The organism is Candidatus Methylomirabilota bacterium (genome assembly GCA_035709005.1).
Taxonomy (GTDB): domain Bacteria; phylum Methylomirabilota; class Methylomirabilia; order Rokubacteriales; family CSP1-6; genus 40CM-4-69-5.
The window spans coordinates 78,410-99,288 of record DASTFB010000059.1; the positions used below are offsets into that span (position 1 = coordinate 78,410).

The following is a 20,879-nucleotide window of genomic DNA, read 5'->3' on the forward strand; positions in this document are numbered from 1 at the left end:
GCGATAATCCTGGGCCCATGACCTGGATCGGCACGCCGCGCCGCCGCGTCGAAGACCGGCCCCTGCTCACCGGCGCCGGCCGCTATACCGACGACGTTCGGCTCCCCGGCATCCTGCACGTCCACTTTCTCCGGAGCCCGCACGCCCACGCGACGATCGCCCGCCTGGACGTCGCGGCCGCCCGTAGCGCCCCGGGGGTGGTGGAGGTTGCCACGGGCGACCAGGTGCGTGACCTGCGGCCGCTCTCCGTCAACCCGCTGTTCCCCAACATGAAGATCGCGCGCCGGCCGCTGCTGGTGAGCGACGTCGTCCGCGCCGTCGGCGAACCGGTGGCCGCGGTCGTCGCCGAGACGGCCGCGCAGGCGCGCGATGCGGCCGAGCTCGTCGCGGTCGAGTGGGAGCCACGTCCAGCCGTCGTGGATCCTCCGGACGCCGCGCGTGCCGACGCCCCCGTGCTGCATCCCGCGTTGGGGGGCAACCGCGCCTTCACCCACGCCTGGCGGGTGGGTGACGTCGCCGGCGAGTTCGCCCGCGCCGCGCAGACGGCGACGCTGACCGTGCGCCAGCCGCGGCTCAGCGCCGTGGCCATGGAGCCTCGGGCGGTGCTGGCCGTGTACGACCCGCACCTCGACGAGCTGACCGTGTGGTCGTCCTCGCAGGCGCCCTTCCGGGTCCGCTCGGAGATCGCGACCTGCCTGGCATTCAACGAGAGCCGGATCCGCGTCATCGCGCCCGACGTGGGCGGGGGCTTCGGCGTCAAGGGTTCGCCGTACGCCGAAGACGTGCTGGTCGCCTGGCTGGCCCGGCGGCTCCACCGGCCGGTGAAATGGATGGCCACGCGCGGCGAGGACCTCGCCGTCACCCACCACGGGCGCGGCGCCGATGCCGAGGGCGAGCTCGCCGTGGACGCGCAGGGCCGCATCCTCGGCGTGCGGGCGCGGATCGTCTTCGCGCTGGGCTCGGAGATCGTCTTCAGCGGCGCGGTGCCGGCCTCCAACCACGGGCGCACGTTGCCGGGGGCCTACGTCGTCCCCGCGGTGGACATCGAGACGGGCGCCGCCTACACGACCACGATGTCCACCGGGCCCTACCGCGGCGCCGGCCGGCCCGAGGGCATCTTCCTCATGGAACGCCTGCTCGACGAGGCCGCCCGGGCGCTGACGCTCGATCCGGCCGAGATCCGCCGCCGGAACTTCATCCCCGCGGATGCGTTTCCCTATCGCACCCCCACGGGCTGCATCTACGACTCGGGCGACTACCTGGTGGCCTTCGAGCAGGCACTGAAGCTGGCGGAGTACGAGCGGCTGCGCGAGCAGCAGCGCGCCGCGCGGCAGCGGGGCGAGGTCGTCGGCGTCGGGCTGGCCGCCTACGTCGAGCCGGCGGCGCAGGGCTGGGAGAGCGGCAGCGTTCGCGTGGAGCGCACGGGGACGGTCACGATCGTTACCGGTTCCAGTCCCCATGGCCAGGGTCACGAGACGACCTGGGCTCAGATCGCCGCCGATGTGCTGGGCGTCGAGCCCGAGGACGTGGTCGTCCGTCATGGCGATACGCGGGGCGCCCCGGTGGGATTCGGCACCTTCGGCAGCCGGAGCACCGCGCTGGGGGGCAGCGCGGTGTTCCGGGCCGCCACCGAGGTGCGCGAGAAGGGCCGGCGCATCGCCGCCAACGTCCTGGAAGCCTCGCCGGCCGACGTGGTGACGGTGCCGGGCGGGTTTCAGGTCACGGGGGCGCCCGCCAAGAAGGTGACCTGGGCTCGGGTGGCCGACGCCGCCTACCGTGGCGCCCATCTGGCGCCGGGTGACGAGCCCGGGCTGGACGCCACCGCCTTTTTCAAGGCGGACGCCGAGACGTGGTCGTTCGGCACCGCGGTCGTGAGCGTCGCCATCGACCGCGACACCGGTCAGGTGCGCCTCACGCGGCTGGTCTGGGTGGACGATGCCGGCACCATCGTCAATCCCCTGCTGGCCGAGGGGCAGCTGCACGGCGGCTACGCGCAGGGCGCGGGGCAGGCTCTACTGGAGGGTATCGTGTACGACGGAGAGGGCCAGCTCCTCACCGCGACGCTGATGGACTATGCGGTCCCGCGGCTAGGGGACTTTCCCGAGCCCGAGCTGGGCAAGAGCGTCACACCGACGCCGCGCAACCCCCTCGGCGTCAAGGGGCTGGGCGAGGCCGGGTGCATCGCGGTCCCTCCGGCCATCGTCAACGCCGTCGTGGACGCGCTGGCCCCGTTCGGGTGTCGTCACCTCGATATGCCCCTGACGGCCCACAAGGTCTGGCGAGTCTTGCACGAGGCTCGAGCGTAGAACCGCGCCAGGCGGTCAGCCGAGGTCGCGGGCGGCCGGCAGGCCCGGCAAGGACGTCGCCGCTCGCACGCCCCGTACGATGGCCCGGGCCACGACGTCGGCGGCCGTCAGCCCCAGGGCGGTGAGGTCGGCGGTCCGGTCGCCGACCGAGAGCGCGAACAGCGCGTCGCCATCCCAGACCGTGTGCGGCGGTGAGAGGGCCCGCGCGAACCCCAGCATTCCGACCGCGGCCATCGTGGCGGCCTCGGTCTTCGTGAGCCGAGCATCCGTGGTCACCACGCCGATCGTCGTGTGCTGAAGGCCATGGAACGCGCGCAGGGGCGTGCCGGCGGCGAGCGCCCGGGCCGTGTCGACCAGCCGGCGCCCGTCGTCGGCGTCGCGAGCGCCGGCGATCAGGCGCCCGCTATCGGGGTCGCGCACGTCTCCGACGGCGTTGACGGCGACCAGCGCGCCGACGCTGACCTCGCCCAGCCGGACGCTCGCCGTGCCGAGCCCGCCCCGCATGGCGCGGCCGATCCTGAACAGCTTGCCCACGCTGGCGCCGGTTCCTGCTCCGACGTTGCCCTCGCCGACCGCCCCGCCCACGGCACTCGCCGCTGCCTGATACCCCATGGCCCGCGTGGGCCGCGCCCGGGGATCGCCCACGTTGAGGTCGAACAGAAAAGCGCCAGGGATGTGGGGCACCACGCTCGGCCCTACCGGGAAGCCGATGCCACGCTCCTCGAGGTAGGCCAGGACCCCGTAGACGGCTTCCTCGCCGAACCGGCTGCCCCCGCCCAGGATCACCCCGTCGACGCCGGGGACGAGGTGGCGGGGATCGAGGTAGTCGAGGCCGACCACATCGTGCGCGGTGCCCCGTAGCTCCACGCCGCATACGGCGGGACGGTCGCACAGCAGCACGGTGACACCGGTCAAGCCGACGTCGTCGGTGACGTGACCGACCCGGACCCCGGGGACGTCGGTGATCACGCCGGGCGCGTGGGGCGGGGGGCCCTCTCGGGCGCGCGGCTCACGTCGGCGGGGCTGAGCCGACCCAGCGCGACTTCCCCGGCGGCGGCGAGCGCCCGGGCGGCCAGGCCGCGCGCGAAGGCCTCGCGGCCGACGTCGCGCTGTTCATCCAGGAGACGTATCGCTGCCGCCCTGGCGATGGCGGCGTGCTCACCCCGGCCGGCCTCCTCCAGGACGAGCGCCATCTCGCCGAGCCGTCGCCCCCAGAGCCGGCGCGCGGCCGGGGTGAGCTCGCGCTCCACCACCCGGCGCAGGATCGCCTCCTGGCGCTCGGCCTTCTGCTGATCGGACAGCACGAGACGACTCTCGCGCGCCTGCAGCAGCTCGAGGGCATCGGACTGCACCGACGCCGGCTCCAGGAACCAGCCGGCGAACTCGGGAGCCTCGAGCAGCTCACCGGCCCGCTCGGCCAGCGCGGGATCCGGGTCGCCCAGCGCGGGGAGCGTGGCCGGGGGGGTCGCGGCGAACAGCGACTGCCAGCGCGCGAACGGGACGGGCGGTGTCGTGCCCGCGGCCTCGTGCAGGGCGAGCGCCTCGGCGATGAGCCCCCTGGCCCGGTCGGGATCGATCGATACCCAGGGCAGTTTTTGCTCAGCCCTCAGCTCGGCCAGCTCGCGATCCAGCCGCTTCTTGGTGATCTCGCCGCCCGCCGATTCCAGGATGCCGGCGGTGTCGTTCAGGATGACCGAGCAGAGCCGGAGCGTGCCCCACGCGCCTTCGAAGAGGACCCAGACCGCGCGCGAGCCGCTGCCATCGACGCCGGAGGCCCAGGCCCGCACGGCCTGCAAAGGGCCGCGGCCCGCGGCCGCGGGCGGCGTGGCCGGCGCCGGCGGCGGCGTGACGCCCCCCTGGGCGAGGCGGTAGAGGGCTCGCTTGGCGGCGCGGCGCACGTCGCGCGGCGACGGCTCGGCAGCCAGCGCGGTCAACACGCCGAGCGCGGCCGCGCCGTGGCGGGCGGCGAACTGCCGCAACGCTTCGTCGAGCGCGGCGGCGGGCAACCGGGTCAGGCTCTGCAGCTCGGGTGGGGTCGGCGGGGTTCCACGGGTGAGGAGACTCTCGAGGAGCGAGCGGCCGCAGGCTTCTAGGTCATTCAAGCGCGAGCCGGAACAGCGGGTGCCCGGGCCCCTGAGGGAAGTGGACGCGCCGTGTGTAATCCAGCGCCCCCACGTACCGCTCGAAGTGCTCGGCGAGCCGGCGATACGGCAGGCTGCCGGTGCCGGCCTGGGCCCGCGCGTGCTCGGAGACGAAGCGATACGCCCGCTTGCCCTGCGAGATGTAGAAGCTCGTGGAGGCGATGCGGTCCACCCGTTCCCGGAACACTCCGGTCATGAACATCGTGTAGTCGCCGATGTGTCGCCGCACCGTCACCTCGTGCTCGGGCTTGAATCCCGGGGCGTCTTCCTGCCACGCGGCCTGGATGTCCAGCAACATATCGACCACGGTCTCCAGACGGGGCAGGGCCGCGCCGCGCGGGTAGAGATTTTCGACCCGGGCGAACCGCGCGAGGAGGTCGGCGAGATACCTCGCGGCGGGCTCGTCATCGAGGGCGAGGTCCCGGAAGCTGGCCCGAATCGCTCGGGCGAAAAAGGCTCGCAGCTCCACGTTTGGATGATAGCAGATTTGCTACAATGCCCGACCGTGGCGACTGTCGCACCGCCCAAGCTGCCCTGGCTGCTGGTGGCCTCGAGCCTGCTGCTCCTGGGGCTCCTGCTCTACGTCATGTTCGTGGACTATCTGCCCGCCAGGCAGCGGATCATGGGCCTGGAGCACGAGCTCAAAGAGGTCTACGCTCGGGAAGCGACCTTGCAGACGCGGTTGGCCCAATCGGATCCGGGCCAGCGGGATCAGCAGCTGCGCTCGCTGCGGGCCGAGCGCGAGGCGCTGGTCCGCCGCATCGAGCGGTTGGAGCGGGAGCTCGCCGAGGCCCGCCCCCGCGACGCCGAACGTCAGTAGCCCGCCCGGTTACCGAGCCTCCCGATCCAGGACGGCCAGCAGGCGCTGATTCGTGTCCCGCGTGCCCACCGAGATGCGCAGGTGATCGGGGTAGCCGAGGGCGGCGCCGTCGCGCACGAGGATGCCGGCCTGCAGGAGCGCCCGGCGGATGCGCTCGGCGGCCGGTACCTTCACGAGGAAGAAATTCGCCTGCGAGGGAGGGAAGGCCAAGCCGCGCCGGGCCAGCTCGCGGCCCAGGAACGCCCGCTCGGTGATGACCAGATCACGGCATCGCTCCCAATGGTCCCGATCCTCGAGCGCCGCCAGCGCGGCCACCTGGCCCAGGCGGTTGACGTTATAGGGGGCGCGCACCCGGTTGAGGCGGTCGATCGTCTCCCGCGTGGCGATGGCGTAGCCGACCCGCAGCCCGGCCAGCCCGGCGATCTTTGAGAAGGTGCGCAGGACGATCAGGCGCGGGAAGCGGCCGAGGAGCGCGACCCCATCGGGGCACTCTCGATCGTCGCAGAAGTCGCGATAAGCCTCGTCCAGGACGACCAGCGGTGGATCCGCTTCCAGCGCGTCGAGCAGCTGCAGGAGGGGCCCGCGGCGGATGATCGTCGAGGTGGGATTGTGGGGCGAGCACAGGATGATGGCCTTGGTGCGGGCCGTGACCCGGCCGCGCACGTCCTCGAGATCGGTGTCGTAGCCGGCCAGGGGGCTGACGCGCACGGTGGCCCCGGCCAGCGCCGCCACCGTCGTATATGGCTCGAATGAAGGCTGGGGAATCACGACCTCGTCGCCGCTCTCCAGCGCCGCCCACGCGATGATCGCCAGCAGCTCGTCGGCCCCGTTCCCCACGAGGATCTGGTCCGGCTTGACGCTCAGGTGCGCCGCCAGGGCTTCGCGCAACGCGGTGGCGCCGCCGTCCGGATAGAGGTGGACCCGCGGGGCTTCGCGCCGGAGCGCTTCGACCACGCGGGGCGAGGGGCCCAGCGGGCTTTCGTTGGCCGACAGCCGCACCAGGTCGGTACGCCCCAGCTCGTCGGCGAGCGTCTCGAGCGGGGGGCCCGGCTCGTAGGGCGCGATGCCGTCGAGGATCGGACGCCACAGCCTGCGCACGGATTCATTGTAGTAAGTCGAGGCGCCATTTGACAGTATTTGCCCGGCATTGCTACCCTCTGGTGCGCCATGTCGCCCGAGCTGTATCGCCGGGCCCGGCGCGCCGAGGCGAGAGGTGAGCGCGCCGAGGACAGGCGCCGCCTCCGCCTCACGTTTTTCCGGGCTGCGCTCGCCGACGGGCTCGATTCGCTCAAGCTCCGGCACACGGGCGGCGCGTCGGGCCAGGAATCGGTTCAGGCCCACGCCCGTCTGATCGACGAGATCGTCCGAGCCCTCCTCCGGCTGACCGTGGCCGACGCCCGGGCCGACGACCTCGGCCAGGCCCCGTTCGTGGTGGTGGCGCTCGGGGGGTATGGGAGGAGCGAGCTGCACCCCTCCTCGGACATCGATCTCATGGTGGTCTACGACGGCGAGCTGACGCCGTACGTGCAGCGCATCACCCAGGAGTTGCTCTACACCCTGTGGGACCTGGGGCTGGAAATCGGACACAGCCTGCGCTCGCTCGAAGACTGCGTGGCCATTGCCGGCACCGACCTGCCCAGCCGCACCTCCATGCAGGAGGCCCGTTTCCTGGCCGGCGACCGGGCGTTGTTCGGGCGGTTCCAGCGCGTGCTCCGGGAGAACGTCTATCGGCGCGACTTCGAGCAGTTCCTGCAGGCGATGCTGGCCGAGCGGGACCAGCGTTACCGCAAGCACGGCGCCTCGCCCTACGTGATGGAGCCGAACGTGAAGGAGTCGGCCGGCGGGCTGCGCGACATGCACACGGCCATGTGGCTGAGCGCCACGAAGTTCGGGGCCCGCACCCTGCGCGAGCTGACCGAAAAGGGCCTGATCACCGAGCGCGAGCTCGAGCTGACCGATGCGGCCTTGACCTTCCTGTGGCGGGTGCGCAACGAGCTGCACTTCCTGGCCGGGCACCGCAACGACGTGCTGACCCGCGACTGGCAGCCTCAGGTGGCCAAGAGCTTCGGCTACCAGGACGACGACACGAGCCTCGCCGTCGAGCGCTTCATGCGCGACTACTATCTGCACGCCCGGGTCATCCACCGGGTGGCGCGCCGCCTCATCGCCCGCTGTCAGGACACCCTGTCCCGCCGCAAGAGCGCGGCCCTGCGCGAGCGCCAGCAGGCCCTGGCCGACGGCCTGGTCTTCCTGGACGGCCGGCTGCACCTGGCCGATCAGAAAGTGGACCGCTTCGCCACCGATCCCACCCAGCTCGTCAAAGTCTTCTGGCACGCCCACCGGCTGGGCTGCGAGCTGTCGCTGGAGCTGGAGCGGGCGCTGGAGGCCGGGCTCGATCTGATCGACGACGGCCTGCGCCGCTCACCGGGGGCGCGGGATCTCTTCCTGGACATCTGCCGCAGCTGGGGACGCGTCGCCGTCACCCTGTCCCAGATGCACGAGCTCGGCGTCCTCGGGCGCTACCTGCCCGAGTTCGGGGCGCTGACCTGCCTGGTCCAGTACGACGTCTATCACCGGTTCTCGGCCGACCGGCACTCCTTGCTGGCCGTGGAGCACCTGGAAGCCCTGGCCCCCGGCAAGGCCGCCGAGTCGGAGGGCGCCGCGCAGGTCTTCGCCGACGTCGAGCGGCCCGAGCTGTTGATGCTGGGCATGCTGCTGCACGATATCGGCAAGGCCAAGGGCCATGGCCACGTCGCCAAGGGGATCCCTCTGATCCGGGAGCTGACCGGCCGCATGGGCCTGCCCGCCGAGGACGCCGCGTTGGTGGAATTCCTGGTGGCCCACCATCTGACCATGTCGCACATCGCGCAGCGGCGGGACATCGACGATCCCAAGACCATCGCCGACTTCGCCACGACGGTGGGCGACGCCCAGCGTCTGAGGATGCTCTATCTGCTCACCTACGCCGACATGCGCGCCGTGGGGCCGGGGGTGCTCACGCCGTGGCAGGCGGTGGTGCTGCACGAGCTCTACGCGCGCACGCTGAACCGGTTGACCGGCGGCCGGGTGGAGCGACCCACGCGGGCCAACCTCGCCGACCGGCTGCACGCGGCCCTGGGCGACGAGGTCTCACGGCAGGCGGTGATGGCCCACCTGGCCATGATGCCCGAGCGCTACCTGGCCACGACGACCGTGCAGCGAATGGCCGAGCACGTGCGGATGCTGCATCGCCTGGATGCCACCCGGCTGGGTACGGAGCTGTTCCACCATCCCGATCTGGGATCGTCGGATCTGGTCGTGGTCACGCGCGATCTGCCCGGCCTGTTCTCCCTGATCGCCGGCACCCTGGCCGCGCACGGGGTCAACATCATCTCGGCGCAGATCACTACCCGGGCCGACGGCATCGCCATCGACACCTTCCAGGTCAACGATCCGACCGGGGAAGCCATCACCGCGGCGAGCCAGTGGGCCCGGGTCCTCGACGGCCTCCGGGCCGTGATCGCCGGCGAGCAGAATGTGGAGGCGCTGCTGGCCCGCCGCCGCGCGGCCGGGCGCGCCGGCAACTCGCCGGCGCCGCCCCGGGTCAGCGTGGACAATTCGCTGAGCGACGAGCTCACCGTGGTGGAGGTCAAGTGCCCGGACCGGCTGGGACTTCTCTATCTGATCACTCGCACGCTGTCCGCTCAGGGCTGCGACATCGTGAGCGCGCGCATCGCCACGGAGATCGACCAGGCCTACGACACCTTCTACGTGCACGACGGCCGGGGGGGGAAGATCGCGGCCCCCGAGGCCCGGGAGCGACTGCGAGACGCGCTGGAGCGCGCCCTGGTTCAGCCCCTGTGATGGCCGGCGAGCCTCGCCCATGCTGAGCCGCTACCGCGAGCCTTTGCGGGCCTGGACCGAACCGATCGGCCATCTCCTGTTCCGGCTGCGGCTGCGCCCCAATCACCTCACGCTGGCCGGGCTCGGAGTGAGTCTCCTGGCCAGTCTGGCCTTCGCGGCCGGACGCACCCGGGTGGCAGGCGTCCTGCTGCTCCTGGCGGGCCTGTTCGACTTCTTCGACGGTTCGCTGGCCCGGGCTTCTGGGCAGGTCACGCCGTTCGGCGCCTTCCTGGACTCCGTCATCGATCGCTACTCGGACCTGGTGGTGCTGCTTGGTATCGTCGTGCTGTTCGTGGAGATGCCCCACTCCCGGGGCGCCCTGGCGGCGATGGCGGCTCTGGTGGGCACGGTGATGGTGAGCTACACGAAAGCCCGGGCCGAATCCATCGGTGTCGAGTGTAACGTAGGCATGATGGAGAGGCCGGAGCGGATGATCTGTCTCATCGCCGGAGCCTTGTTGAACCTGCTGGAGCCGGCCCTCTGGCTGCTCGTCGTGTTCGCCAACCTCACCGCGCTGCAACGCATCGTCTACACGCGCCGGGCCGCCCGGGATGCCGCGCTGCTGGGCCTGGCCATTGTCATGATCGCCGGTGCGCCGGCGGCGGCACGGGCCGAACCGCCGGCGGACGCCGCGGTCGGCGCCGAGGCCGCGACGGCGTGGACCCGGGCGGTCGCCGAGTACCAGTCAGGAGACCCTACGGCCCTCGTTCGCGAGTTCGGCTCGGCCGCGGCGCTCGGGGGCCGGATCGGGGACTACGCCGGCTTCCTGCTGGCCGACGCGCGGGAGCGGCTGGGCGACCTGCCCGGCGCGCGAGCCGCCGCCGTCGGCGTCGCCGACCGCCACCGGGACAGCCGCCTGGCCCCGGCCGCCCTGTTGCTAGCGGCGGTGCTGGCCGAGCGGCAGGGCGACGAGCCAGGCGCCCAGGCTTTGCTCGAACGTCTCATCACCTCGTACCCGGATGCGCCCGAGATGCCCCAGGCCCTGTACCTGTCGGGCATGCTGGGCGAGGCCCGTGGCAAACGGGAGGCCGCCGCGCTGGCCTACCGGGAGGTCAGGGTGCTGGCGCCGGCAAGCGCGTGGGCGGAGGGCGCCGAGGACCGGTTGACCGTGCTCACTGACGCGGGCGTCATCGTGCCGCCGCTGTCGGCCGTGCAACGGGTGGAGCGCGCCGAGCGGCTCTTGCGCAGCGGCGTGGCCAAGACGGCGTCCGACGAGGCCGAGCGGATCGCCAAGGAGACGAGCGACCCCGGCCTCATCGTGCGCGCCCTGCGAATCGCGGCCGACGCCTCGCAACGGCTGGGCCGCCACAGCGTCGCCGCTCGCACGCTGCAGGCGGCGGCCGCTCGTGCCCCGGCGGACCGCCGTCCCGCACTGCTGCTCGACCAGGGGCGGATGCTGCTCCGGGCGGGTCAGCGCGAGCAGGCTCTCATCGTGTTCGCCAACGCCGGGGCGCGGGGGACGGAGGCCGAAGCCGCCGAAGCCGCGTATCTCCGTGCCTACACGCTGGACGAAATGGAGCGCGACACTCAGGCGGCGGCCCTCTACAAGGCGGTGGCGAGCCGCTATCCGACTCGCGAGCGCGCTGGCGCCGCGCTGTGGCGCCTCGGTTGGCTGCAGTATTCCCAGGGGAAAATCAAGGCGGCCGGCGAGACATGGCTCAAGCTGGTCGACCTCCCCGGCGGCCGCACCTGGAAGATCGCCGCCCTCTACTGGGCGGCACGCGCCCGCGAGGGCGCGGCCGGAGCCGCCGCAGCGCGTCCGCTGTACCGCCGGGTGCTCCGGGAGGCGCCGCGCAGCTACTACGGCATTCTGACCGCTCGCCGCGTCTCGCCGGTGGAGTCCTCGCCCGAGCCCGCGATCCGGCTGCCCGCCGACCCCCGGGCCGCGCTGGCCGACGATCCAGGCTTCGCCCGCGCCGAGCTGCTGCGCCGGATCGGGCTGGTCGAGTTCGCCGTCCAGGAGCTGAACGACGTGGTGCTGCGCTCGGTGGGCGATCCGTTGCGCCTGTACGGTGTGTCCGGGGCCTTCGCGCAGGAGGCCCGCTATCATCTGGCCCTGCGCATCTTGCGCCGGCACTTTACCGGCGCCGCCGTGACCGGCCACGCTGCTCTGCCGCGAAGCTTCTGGGAAATGCTGTACCCCTTCGGCTGGCGGAAGGAGATCTACGAGGCGGCGCAGCGCACGGGTCTGGATCCCTTCCTGGTCGCGGCGATCGTGCGCGAGGAATCTTCGTACAATCCGCGGGCGCTCTCCCCCGCCGGCGCCCGCGGGCTCATGCAGCTCATGCCGCGGACGGCCCAGCCCATGGCCGAGATCCGTGGCCTGGCCTTCGGCGACGGGGACCTGCTCGACGACCCGCGCACCAATCTGCAGCTGGGCGCGGCGTTCATGTCGGGCCTGCTCAAGCAGTGGAACGACCCCCGCATCGCCCTGGCCGCGTACAACGCGGGGCCGGGCCGCGCCCGGCAGTGGTGGCAGACGCGACGCTCCAACGACATCGAGGTGTTCGTCGAGCTCATTCCCTTCGACGAGACCCGCAACTACATCAAGCGCGTGATGCTCGCGTGGGAAGAGTACCGCCGGATCTACGGATCCGGATCGCCCGAAGACTGACGCGCGATGCGGCAGGTGCTGGAGCACGTGGGGGAGGCGTTCACGGTCTTCGTCGCCGCCTCCTCGCTGATGTCACCGCCGGTAGTCTGGCGGGGGCTCAGACGCTCGGCTCCGAAAGGCGAAGGCTCACCCGTCGGGCCCGGGCCGCTTGTCGGCGGCGCGGGCCTGTGCCAGACTTCGTGGCGATGGACGCGGGATTCACGCCGCTGGGGCTCGACCACATCGTGCTGCGGGTCCGGGACCAGGAAGTCTCGAAGCGCTTCTACTGCGACACGCTGGGCTGCACGGTCGACGACATCAACGAGCGGATCTCGCTCGTCCAGCTCCGCTTCGGGGAACAGCTGATCGACTTGCTGCCAGCCGAGGTTGGAGCGGCGCGGGGCGGCCTGGACCACTTCTGCCTGTCGATCCGCTGCGACGATCTCGGCAAGGTGGCCGAGGAGCTACGCCGCCGCGGGGTCGCCGCGGTCGGCGACGTAGTTGACCGCCGGGGCGCGTACGGTCGCGGTCCCTCGCTGTACATCCGGGACCCCGACGACTACCAGATCGAGCTCAAACCTCGGTGAGGCCGCGGCGGGCGCGACCGCGTCTATGAACTTGGAGGGGGCAGAGACTGCCCCCTCCAAACCTCCCCGTTTCACGTGAGGTGACACGACCGTCACACATTCCTGCTGATGTCTAGCGCCAGTGGCCGGGGACCCAGACCCAGTAGAAGCCGGTCCAGGAGTAGAAGCCCGGCACCCAAGCGCGGCGCGGAGCCACGAACACCGGGACGCGGGGAACGACGACGACCGGCCGGGGCACGACGAACTTCGGCCGGTGCAGGTGGCCATGCTTGAGGCCGTGGCGGAACTGGCCATGCCCGGCCTTGCCCCAGTGCGCCCAGTGATCGACCGGCCTGGGGAAAGCGCTGGGCCGGTGAGCAAAGCCCGGTGAGCCGCCCGCCCAGACCGGCGAGACGGCGAGGAGCAGGGCGGCAACGACGGCGCAACCGAAGGCGAAGAGCGTTTTCATGGTCTTCCTCCTGACCTACAATGGCGCTCCACGTCATGTTTGACGTGGAGGCCCCGGGCACTATTTACATGGCCGCCGGGTGCCCGGGAGGATCTGTGCAGGCCCTGGATCTGCGCTGCTCGTCGACACCTGCCTGCAGCACGTGAAGCGATGAGGATCGGACGAAACGTGCAGGTGGCAGTGTGCCGGTGGCCGTCCTGGACGTCGTCGGGCTGGGCCTGGGCCTGGCCCTCGTGATTTCCGAGCGCTTGGCCGGTGCGGGCGCGACCGTCGCCCCCGCCCCACGGAGGGTGCCGTGAAGATCGACGTCTTCCCCCATATCCTGCCCCGCAAGTACTTCGACCGCATGCTCGAGGTCGCGCCCCGCGGCATGCACATGCAGAAGCGCATCTCCGGGATTCCCGTGCTGGTCGACGTCGATCTGCGCTTCCGCATCATGGACCGCTACCCCGACTACGTGCAGGTCCTCACGCTGGCCGCCCCCCCGATCGAGGTGGTGGCGGGCCCGGAGCGGAGCCCCGAGCTGGCCCGGCTGGCCAACGACGAGATGGCCGCGTTGGTGGCCCGACACCCCCAGCGCTTCCCGGGCTTCGTGGCCTCCCTGCCCATGAACAATCCCGACGCGGCGCTCGCCGAGATCGATCGCGCCATCGACCAGCTCGGCGCCACCGGCGTGCAGGTCTTCAGCAACGTGAACGGCCGGCCCCTCGACCTGCCCGAGCACCTGCAGATCTTCGAGCGGCTGGCCCAGCGAGGGCTTCCCGTCTGGATCCATCCGATCCGGGCCGACCGCGTGCCCGACTACCCCAACGAGCCCCGCTCCAAGTACGACCTGTGGTGGGCGTTCGGGTGGCCCTACGAGACGTCCATCGCCATGGGCCGCCTCGTGTTCTCGGGGATCTTCGACCGCCATCCCGATCTGGTGATCATCACCCATCACCTGGGGGCTATGGTGCCGTTCTGCGAGGGTCGCATCGGCGGCGGGCTCGACCAGCTCGGCTCGCGCAGTGACGATCCCGACGACGGGGCGGCCCTCAAGCGCCTGAAGAAGCGTCCCGTCGACTACTTCCGGATGTTCTACGGCGACACGGCCCTCTTCGGGGCCTGGCACGGCATGGAGTCCGGCCTGGCCTTCTTCGGCGCCGATCACGTGCTCTTCGGCACCGACATGCCCTTCGACCCCGAGAAGGGGCCCGGCTTCATCCGGGACACCATCGCGGCGATGGAGCGGATGCGCGCCAGCGCCGAGGACAAGGCGAAGATCTACGCGGGCAACGCGCAGCGCCTGCTGCGGCTACGGCTCAAGCGTACTTGAAGTTGGAGGGGGCACGAGACGCGCCCCCTCCAAACCTCCCCATTCACCCGGGTGCCACCGCGCGCGGCGTATCACGCGCGTTCGACGACGTAGAGGTGGGGGAGCATGTCCACGTAGATGTTGCCCTCCACCGCGTACTGGCCCTGGCGGGTCTTCTGCAGGCCGCGAATCCAGGGCTTGAGCGCAGCGTAGCGGACGACCCACGCGACGGGCACGTACGCCACCTCCCGCTGGAGGATCTCCTCGGCCTTGAGATAGTGCTGTAGCCGCTTGTCCGGATCGCGGGTGTCACGGCCCAGCTCCAGCTCGCGGTCGAACTCGTCGTTGCTCCACGCCTGACGCTTGCCCGTCGTGCGCTTGCCGTAGAAGGTGTCGAAGTACTCGTTGTGGGGATCCGGGTAGTCCATGAACCAGCGGATCCACACGAGCTGGAACTCGTGCTTCCACAGGCGCTCGCGGAACACGCGCGGGTCGAGGACCTGCAGCTCGGTGTGCATGTTGAGGTGCTCGAGCAACACGGCCTGGACCGCCTGGGCCAGCGGTCGGGAGCCGCGGGCCTCGTCCTGCATGGTCAGGGTGATCCGGGGCCAGTTGCGGCCACCCTGGAAGGGCGTCCCCTCGAGCTGGGCCAGGGCCAGCTTGGGATCGAAGCGTTGCAGCGCCTTGATCCGGGGATCGGCGGTGGCCCCGGGGAACCCCGGGGGAATCATGGCGTGGGCGGGCATGGCGAAGCCCTGGGCCACCTTCACCAGGTTGTCGCGATCGACGGCGTGAGCGACGGCTCGTCGCACCTTGACGTTGTCGAAGGGCGGCCGGGTGACCTGGGGGATCAGATACCAGGTCCCGGGAAAGGGATACCGGAAGACCTCGCCGGCCGTCCGGGCGTTGGCCTGCAGGCGCTTGAGATCGCTCGGTTGGAGCGATGTCATGTCGATCTCGTTGTTCTCGTAGGGCAACGCGCCGGCGGCGGTGGGGATGATCGGAATGACGACCTTCTGCAGCGTGACGCTCCGGGATCCGTAGAAGTGCGGGTTCGGGCCGAGCACCATGACCCGGTTGTGCTCCCACCGCTCCAGCACGAACGGCCCGTTGCCGACGATGGTCGACGCCTCTGTCCACCGGTCGCCGTGCCGCTCGACGGCCCGGCGGTGAGCCGGCAGGGCGGCCAGGAAGGCGGCGAGGATGGGGAAATAGGCGCGGGGGCCCTCCAGCGTCACCTCCAGGGTCCAGGCGTCGCGGGCGCGGACGCCGACGGCGGCGGCGGCGGCGCGCTTCTTGTTGAACGCTTCCCCGTTCTTGAGGTCGTAGAAGAACGTGGCGTAGGGCGAGACCGTGGCCGGGTCCAGCTGCCGCTTCCAGGACCACTCGAAATCCCGCGCCGTGCACGGCGTGCCGTCCGACCACCGGGAGTCCCGCCTGAGCGTGAACACCCACTGCGCGCCGTCGTGCCGGGGCGTGACCTTCGTCGCCAGATCGGCCACGGGCTGATGGTCGGCGTTGAACTTCAGCAGGCCGGCGAAGAGCGCGGGCACGCCGTTGCAGAACATGTCCTTGTTGAAGTCGTGGCTGGTGGGGTCGCTGGACCACCAGCCGCCGCCGCCGTACCGGAAGACCTGCTCGCGGGCTAGCCGCTCGCCAGGCGCCAGCCGGGGCGCCGTCGCCCCCTCGGCCGGCCGCACCAGCGGTCCCGCCCCCGTGAGGGCGGCGGCCAGGGCCAGGAGCTCGCGTCGGCCCACGCGGATCGTGGCCAGGCGCTCGGCGAGCAGATCGAGCTGGCGATCGTCGAGAGGCGGTCGCCGTCGGGTCATCGGGCTCATTGTACCGGGGTCCGCGAGGCCGCCTCGGACCGCGGGTGGCCTGCTCCAGGTGCTCGGGGCTTCATTGTAGCCTCGGATCGAGCGCGTCCCGTACGCCGTCGCCGAGGAAGGTGAAGGCCAGCATGGTCACGGCGATGGCGATGGACGGGAACACGCACAGGTGCCAGGCCGACCGCAGATACTGCTGACCCTCGCCGACCATCTGACCCCAGGATGGCGTCGGAGGGTTGATGCCGACACCGATGAAGCTGAGCGCGGCTTCGGTGAAGATCGCCTCGGGGATGCCCAGGGCGACCACCACGACGATGGGAGTCAGCGCGTTGGGCAAGACGTGGCGCAGGAGCCGGCGGCCGCCCCCCACGCCGAGCGCGCGCGCGGCCTCGACGAACTCACGCTGCTTGAGGGCCAGCACCTGAGCCCGCGTCTGCCGGGCGATGCCCACCCAGCCGGTGAGCCCGATGGCGATGAAGATGTTGGCGAGCCCCGCTCCCAGCATGGACATGACCAGGATCACGAACAGCAGCCGGGGGAAGGCGTACATGACGTCGATGAACCGGGTGAGCAACGCGTCCGTGCGCCCGCCCGCGTAGCCGGCCAGCGCGCCGACGGGCACGCCGATGAGCACCACGATGAGCTGGGCGCCCAGTCCCACCAGCATCGAGATGCGCGCGCCGTGGATCAGCCGAGACAGCAGGTCGCGCCCGACCTGATCGGTCCCCAGCCAGTGCTGGGCGGACGGCCCCTCGGCCAGCCGGTCGAAGTTGGTCTTGGTGTAGGGGTACGGCGCGAGCGCGTCGGCGAACAGCGCGAGCAGGCCCATCACGACCACGACGACGCCGGCCGCCACGGCCAGCTTGTTGCGCCCGAGCCTCCGGAGCGCGTCGCGGGTGAGCCCGGCGGTCATCCCGCCGCGGGCTCGCTGCCCAGCCGGATTCGCGGGTCCAGCACGCCGTAGAGCAGGTCCACGACGAGGTTCATGACGGCCAGGAACGCCCCGTAGACCAGCACCACTGCCATGATCATCGGGTAATCGCGGCCGGTCATCGACTCCACGAAGAACCGGCCCAGGCCGGGCACGCGGAAGACCGCCTCCACGAAGAACGAGCCGGTGCCGATGGCGGCGAACATCGGCCCCAGCAGCGTGACGATGGGGACCAGCGCGTTCTTGAGCGCGTGCTTGAAGATCACGCGTCCCTCGGCCAGGCCCTTGGCGCGCGCGGTCTGCATGTAGTCGGCGCGGATGACCTCCAGCATGCTGGCCCGGGTGAAGCGGGCGACGACGCCCATCGGAGCCGCGGCGAGGGTGAGCGTGGGCAGCACCCACGTCCGCGGCGAGTCCCAGCCCCCGGTGGGGAAGAGCGGGACGACGAAGGCGAAGAGCACGATCAGGAAGACGGCCAGCACGAAGTTCGGGATGGCCAGCCCGGCTGTCGCCACCGTGACCGAGACGTAGTCCCACACCCGGTTCTGGTGCACGGCGGCGAGGATCCCCAGCGCCAGACCGCCGGCCACGGCCAGGGCGAAGGCCAGGCTGCCCAGCAGCAGCGAGACGGGAAAGGCGCCGGCGATGATCTCGCGCACGCTGCGGGTGCGGTACACGAAGGACTGACCGAAGTCGCCCTGCGCCGCCTTGACCACGAAGATCGCGAACTGCTCGTGGAGCGGGCGGTGCAGGCCGTACGCGGCGGCCAGCCGCTGCTGGGCCTCGGGGGACAGCGGGTTGGCGCCCTCGGACACCGGGTCGAGCGGGCTGCCCGGCGTCGCGTGCATCACGAGAAACGTCACCAGCGCCATGGCCAGGAGCGTGGGGACGAGCCAGAAGACGCGGCGCAGGACGTACGTCAGCACGGGGAGGCTTCGCGATACAAGTCTGCGGCAGTATTGGGGGCCGGCGACGCCAATGTCAAGTTTGCGCGGGAGGCTGGCGCCGTCCGCCGAGGCCTCCTACAATACCGGGCAGGCGGACCGCGAGCTCCGCCCGAGGAGGCCCGGGAGCGATGCGCAAGCGAGCGTCCGTGGAGAGCGTGGCCGAGGCGTATCTGGAGCTCCTGGCCGCCCGGCGCGTCGACTACTTCTTCGGCAATGCCGGCACCGACTTCGCCCCGCTCATCGAGGCCTACGCCAAGCGCGAGGCCCAGGGGCAGATCGTGCCGCGGCCCATCACCGTGCCCCACGAGATCCCCGCGGTGGCCATGGCCCACGGCTACGCCATGGTGACGGGACGGCCCCAGGTGGTGATGGTCCACGTGACGGTGGGCACGGCCAACGCGCTCAGCGGGCTCATCAACGCCGCGCGCAGCCGCGTGCCGATCCTCATGACGGCGGGGCGCACGCCGATCACCGAGGGCGGCGTGCCCGGCGCCCGCAATCGTCACATCCACTGGGCCCAGGAGTCGTTCGATCAGGCGGGCATGGTGCGCGAGTACGTGAAGTGGGACTACGAGCTGCGCACGGGCAGTCAGGTCGAGACGGTGGTGGACCGCGCGCTGGCCATCGCCCAGAGCGCCCCGGCCGGCCCGGTCTACCTCACCCTGCCGCGCGAGGTGCTGGCCGAGCGCCTGCCCGACCTCGAATACTTCGATCCCTCCCGTCTGGCCCCGGCCGCGGCCCAGGTCGCTGACCCGGCCGCCGTCGAGGAGGCGGCGCGCTTGCTCGCGGCCGCGCGCAATCCGATCGCGATCGTGAAGCAGTCGGGTCGCGATCCCGCCTCGGTGGCACCCCTGGTGGCGCTGGCCGAGGCCGCCGGCCTGCCGGTCTTCGAGCAGTTCTGCACTCACCTGTGCTTCCCGCAGACGCATCCGCTCTTCGCCGGCGGCGACCCGTCGCCCCATCTCGCTCAGGCCGATCTCATCGTGGTCATCGAGGCGGACGCTCCGTGGTTCCCGGACCTCAAGGCGCCCCGCCCGGAGACGCCGGTGATCCAGGTGGGCGAGGACCCACTCTTCGCCCGGTACCCGATCCGCGGCTTCGCGACGGACGTGACGCTGGCCGGAGCGCCCCGGCTGACGCTGCCGGCATTGACCCAGGCCGTGCAGCGGGCCGGGATCGACCGGGGGCTCGTCGCCGAACGCCGCGCACGATGGTCGGCCGAGCACGACCGGATGACCGCGGCCGCGCGGGCGCGCGCCGAAAGCGTGCGCAACGATCGGCCCATCGACATGGCGTGGCTCTCCCGCTGCCTCGCCGATCTCGTCGACGAGCGGACGCTCGTCGTCAACGAGTACGACCTGGATCTGGCCCAGACCCGGCTGGACCGGCCGGGCTCGTACTTCAGCCAGTCGCCGGCCTCCGGCCTGGGCTGGGCGCTCGGCGCCGCGCTGGGCGCGAAGCTGGCCGCGCCGGAGCACACGGTCATCTGCTGTGTCGGCGATGGCGCCTACCTGTTCGCCGCGCCCACCGCCGCGCACTGGGTGTCCCGCGCCTACAACCTGCCCGCGCTCTTCGTGATCTTCAACAATCGCGCCTGGAACGCCGTGAAGCGGGCCGTGTCGTCGCATGCCCCCCAGGGCTGGGCGGTGCGGACGGCCTCGATGCCGATGAGCGAGCTGGATCCGGCGCCCGACTACGAGCAGATCTGCCGGGCCTGCGGAGGGTGGGGCGAGCGCGTGGAGGATCCCGCCGCGCTGCCCGAGGCGCTGGCGCGGGCGCTGACGGTCGTGCGTGAGGAGCGTCGGCAGGCGCTGCTCAACGTGATCTGCAAGAAGCCGTGAAGGCGCCGGAGGCGACGTGATGGAGCTCGTGGGCCGCATGATGGATGGCTCCATTCCCTATAGCGTCAAGGGGGTGCTGAGGAAGGCCGGCCTCTTCCGGGGCAACCTCGGCCAGGACGCCAAGATCGAGCAGCTCAGCCGCCTGCCCTTGTTCGAGGGCTGCAGCCAGCGCCAGCTCCGTGCAGTCGCCCGGATCACCGAGGTCCGCGAGCTTCCCGAGGGCAGCGTCCTGGCCCGGACTGGCGACCCCGGTCACGAGTTCTTCCTGATCCTCGACGGCCGTGTGCGCATCGACGTCTCGCCTCGCAAGCGTGCCCGGCTGGGTCCGGGCGAGTTCTTCGGCGAGATGAGCCTGCTCGATGGCGGCCCGCGCTCGGCCACGGCGGTGGCCGAGACCGGTGTGCGGCTGCTCGTCATCAACCGCCGCGACTTCTCGCTGCTGCTGTCGAAGGTGCCGGACCTGACCCGGCACCTGCTGGTGGTCCTGTCCCGCCGGCTTCGCCAGGCCGATCAGGCGCGCAACGGCTGACCCGCCATCCTCTCGCCAGTCACGCTGGAAGGACGGTACGTCCGTCTCGAGCCTCTGTCCGCCGCGCATGTCCCGGCGCTGGTAGCGATCGCGAAGGGGCCGCGCGTGACCTTCACGCTGACCTCTGTCGCTGCCGATGAGCCGGCCATGCGGCGCTACGTGGAAAGCGCTCTGGCCGATCGAGACGCTGGCCGAGCTCTGCCGTTTGCGATCGTCGATCGACGCGCGGACCGCGTCGTCGGCTCCACCCGGTTCGGCAACATCGAGTTCTGGCCGTGGCCGCCCGGTAACCCTCACCAGCGCGGGGAGGACCTTCCCGACGTCGTGGAGATCGGCTGGACCTGGCTCGCCCCGGAGGTTCAGCGGACGGGCATCAATACCGAGGCCAAGCTCCTCATGCTCACGCAGGCCTTCGAGCGCTGGCGCGTGCACCGAGTGAGCCTCATGACGCACGCGCGCAACACGCGATCGCGTAACGCGATCCTGCGCCTGGGCGCCCGCTTCGACGGCGTCCTGCGCGCCGCGCGCATGGCTGCCGATGGCGGCATTCGCGACACGGCAGCCTACTCCATCCTCGCCCAGGAGTGGCCCGAGGTGAAGGAGGGACTCCTGGCCCGTCTTCGCTGAACGGCTGCGTCAGCGGGAGGTTCTGGGCCCCATACCTCCTTGGCACCACTGATGCTGACGGTGCCGAGAGCGGATGACGTGTGAAGAAGGCGGCCAGCCCCTCA

17 protein-coding genes are annotated in these 20,879 nt (G+C 71.3%); 9 read left to right on the forward strand and 8 right to left on the reverse strand.

Annotated features, from left to right (window positions below; translation table 11 throughout):
• Positions 1-17: 17 nt before the first annotated feature.
• Positions 18-2,306: a xanthine dehydrogenase family protein molybdopterin-binding subunit gene (locus tag VFR64_09405; GenBank protein ID HET9489953.1), complete on the forward strand. Its 2,289-nt coding sequence runs from the start codon at positions 18-20 to the stop codon at positions 2,304-2,306.
• Positions 2,307-2,321: 15 nt separating this feature from the next.
• Here VFR64_09405 and VFR64_09410 read toward each other — a convergent pair whose 3' ends face one another.
• From VFR64_09410 to VFR64_09420, 3 genes are read right to left on the reverse strand one after another with little or no spacing between them, the layout of a single operon-like run.
• On the reverse strand, positions 2,322-3,275 hold the full coding sequence (locus VFR64_09410; protein HET9489954.1) for a P1 family peptidase: 954 nt from the start codon (positions 3,273-3,275) through the stop codon (positions 2,322-2,324).
• Positions 3,272-4,408, reverse strand: a complete 1,137-nt coding sequence (locus tag VFR64_09415) for a hypothetical protein (GenBank protein ID HET9489955.1) — start codon at positions 4,406-4,408, stop codon at positions 3,272-3,274. The genes VFR64_09410 and VFR64_09415 overlap by 4 nt, the downstream gene beginning before the upstream one ends.
• On the reverse strand, positions 4,401-4,916 hold the full coding sequence (locus VFR64_09420; GenBank protein ID HET9489956.1) for a hypothetical protein: 516 nt from the start codon (positions 4,914-4,916) through the stop codon (positions 4,401-4,403). Before VFR64_09420 ends, VFR64_09415 begins: the two co-directional genes overlap by 8 nt.
• Positions 4,917-4,952: 36 nt before the next feature.
• On the opposite strand from VFR64_09420, the gene VFR64_09425 reads away from it, so the two are divergent.
• Positions 4,953-5,267 carry a hypothetical protein gene (locus tag VFR64_09425; protein ID HET9489957.1) on the forward strand — a complete coding sequence of 105 codons (315 nt, stop codon included), beginning with the start codon at positions 4,953-4,955 and terminating at the stop codon, positions 5,265-5,267.
• Positions 5,268-5,276: 9 nt separating this feature from the next.
• Here VFR64_09425 and hisC read toward each other — a convergent pair whose 3' ends face one another.
• Positions 5,277-6,365 (reverse strand): histidinol-phosphate transaminase, encoded by a 1,089-nt coding sequence (gene hisC / locus VFR64_09430; protein ID HET9489958.1) that lies wholly within the window; start codon positions 6,363-6,365, stop codon positions 5,277-5,279.
• 69 nt (positions 6,366-6,434) lie between these two features.
• Between hisC and glnD the strand changes: the two genes are divergently transcribed.
• The 3 genes from glnD to VFR64_09445 all read left to right on the forward strand — a co-directional run bounded on the left by glnD (position 6,435) and on the right by VFR64_09445 (position 12,329).
• The gene (glnD, locus tag VFR64_09435) at positions 6,435-9,110 is read left to right on the forward strand and encodes a [protein-PII] uridylyltransferase (protein ID HET9489959.1); all 2,676 of its coding nucleotides are present in this window, start codon (positions 6,435-6,437) and stop codon (positions 9,108-9,110) included.
• A gap of 19 nt (positions 9,111-9,129) precedes the next feature.
• The gene (locus VFR64_09440; protein ID HET9489960.1) at positions 9,130-11,763 is read left to right on the forward strand and encodes a transglycosylase SLT domain-containing protein; all 2,634 of its coding nucleotides are present in this window, start codon (positions 9,130-9,132) and stop codon (positions 11,761-11,763) included.
• 185 nt (positions 11,764-11,948) lie between these two features.
• Positions 11,949-12,329 (forward strand): VOC family protein, encoded by a 381-nt coding sequence (locus VFR64_09445; GenBank protein ID HET9489961.1) that lies wholly within the window; start codon positions 11,949-11,951, stop codon positions 12,327-12,329.
• A 112-nt stretch (positions 12,330-12,441) separates the two neighbouring features.
• Here VFR64_09445 and VFR64_09450 read toward each other — a convergent pair whose 3' ends face one another.
• Complete coding sequence (locus VFR64_09450) at positions 12,442-12,777, reverse strand: hypothetical protein (GenBank protein HET9489962.1); 336 nt, start codon at positions 12,775-12,777, stop codon at positions 12,442-12,444.
• A 295-nt stretch (positions 12,778-13,072) separates the two neighbouring features.
• On the opposite strand from VFR64_09450, the gene VFR64_09455 reads away from it, so the two are divergent.
• Positions 13,073-14,092: an amidohydrolase family protein gene (locus VFR64_09455; GenBank protein ID HET9489963.1), complete on the forward strand. Its 1,020-nt coding sequence runs from the start codon at positions 13,073-13,075 to the stop codon at positions 14,090-14,092.
• A gap of 71 nt (positions 14,093-14,163) precedes the next feature.
• Here the strand turns inward: VFR64_09455 and VFR64_09460 are convergent, their stop codons facing one another.
• From VFR64_09460 to VFR64_09470, 3 genes are all read right to left on the reverse strand, one after another.
• Complete coding sequence (locus VFR64_09460) at positions 14,164-15,900, reverse strand: peptide ABC transporter substrate-binding protein (protein HET9489964.1); 1,737 nt, start codon at positions 15,898-15,900, stop codon at positions 14,164-14,166.
• A 70-nt stretch (positions 15,901-15,970) separates the two neighbouring features.
• Positions 15,971-16,813 carry an ABC transporter permease gene (locus VFR64_09465; GenBank protein ID HET9489965.1) on the reverse strand — a complete coding sequence of 281 codons (843 nt, stop codon included), beginning with the start codon at positions 16,811-16,813 and terminating at the stop codon, positions 15,971-15,973.
• The gene (locus VFR64_09470) at positions 16,810-17,757 is read right to left on the reverse strand and encodes an ABC transporter permease (protein ID HET9489966.1); all 948 of its coding nucleotides are present in this window, start codon (positions 17,755-17,757) and stop codon (positions 16,810-16,812) included. Before VFR64_09470 ends, VFR64_09465 begins: the two co-directional genes overlap by 4 nt.
• A gap of 149 nt (positions 17,758-17,906) precedes the next feature.
• Between VFR64_09470 and VFR64_09475 the strand changes: the two genes are divergently transcribed.
• Genes VFR64_09475 through VFR64_09485 form a run of 3 tightly spaced genes read left to right on the forward strand, consistent with a single transcriptional unit; the run spans position 17,907 to position 20,775 of the window.
• Positions 17,907-19,619: a thiamine pyrophosphate-requiring protein gene (locus tag VFR64_09475; protein ID HET9489967.1), complete on the forward strand. Its 1,713-nt coding sequence runs from the start codon at positions 17,907-17,909 to the stop codon at positions 19,617-19,619.
• A gap of 19 nt (positions 19,620-19,638) precedes the next feature.
• On the forward strand, positions 19,639-20,148 hold the full coding sequence (locus VFR64_09480) for a cyclic nucleotide-binding domain-containing protein (protein HET9489968.1): 510 nt from the start codon (positions 19,639-19,641) through the stop codon (positions 20,146-20,148).
• Positions 20,149-20,202: 54 nt separating this feature from the next.
• Positions 20,203-20,775, forward strand: a complete 573-nt coding sequence (locus tag VFR64_09485) for a GNAT family protein (protein HET9489969.1) — start codon at positions 20,203-20,205, stop codon at positions 20,773-20,775.
• Positions 20,776-20,879 lie beyond the last annotated feature (104 nt).

What these genes read in the sequence shown, in the direction of transcription:
- VFR64_09465 (HET9489965.1), bottom strand. Translation starts at nt 16,813, where the DNA reads ATGACCGCCGGGCTCACCCGCGACGCGCTCCGGAGGCTCGGGCGCAAC.
- VFR64_09475 (HET9489967.1), top strand. Translation starts at nt 17,907, where the DNA reads ATGCGCAAGCGAGCGTCCGTGGAGAGCGTGGCCGAGGCGTATCTGGAG.
- VFR64_09440 (HET9489960.1), top strand. Translation starts at nt 9,130, where the DNA reads ATGCTGAGCCGCTACCGCGAGCCTTTGCGGGCCTGGACCGAACCGATC.
- VFR64_09460 (HET9489964.1), bottom strand. Translation starts at nt 15,900, where the DNA reads ATGACCCGACGGCGACCGCCTCTCGACGATCGCCAGCTCGATCTGCTC.
- VFR64_09480 (HET9489968.1), top strand. Translation starts at nt 19,639, where the DNA reads ATGGAGCTCGTGGGCCGCATGATGGATGGCTCCATTCCCTATAGCGTC.
- VFR64_09405 (HET9489953.1), top strand. Translation starts at nt 18, where the DNA reads ATGACCTGGATCGGCACGCCGCGCCGCCGCGTCGAAGACCGGCCCCTG.
- VFR64_09445 (HET9489961.1), top strand. Translation starts at nt 11,949, where the DNA reads ATGGACGCGGGATTCACGCCGCTGGGGCTCGACCACATCGTGCTGCGG.
- glnD (HET9489959.1), top strand. Translation starts at nt 6,435, where the DNA reads ATGTCGCCCGAGCTGTATCGCCGGGCCCGGCGCGCCGAGGCGAGAGGT.
- VFR64_09450 (HET9489962.1), bottom strand. Translation starts at nt 12,777, where the DNA reads ATGAAAACGCTCTTCGCCTTCGGTTGCGCCGTCGTTGCCGCCCTGCTC.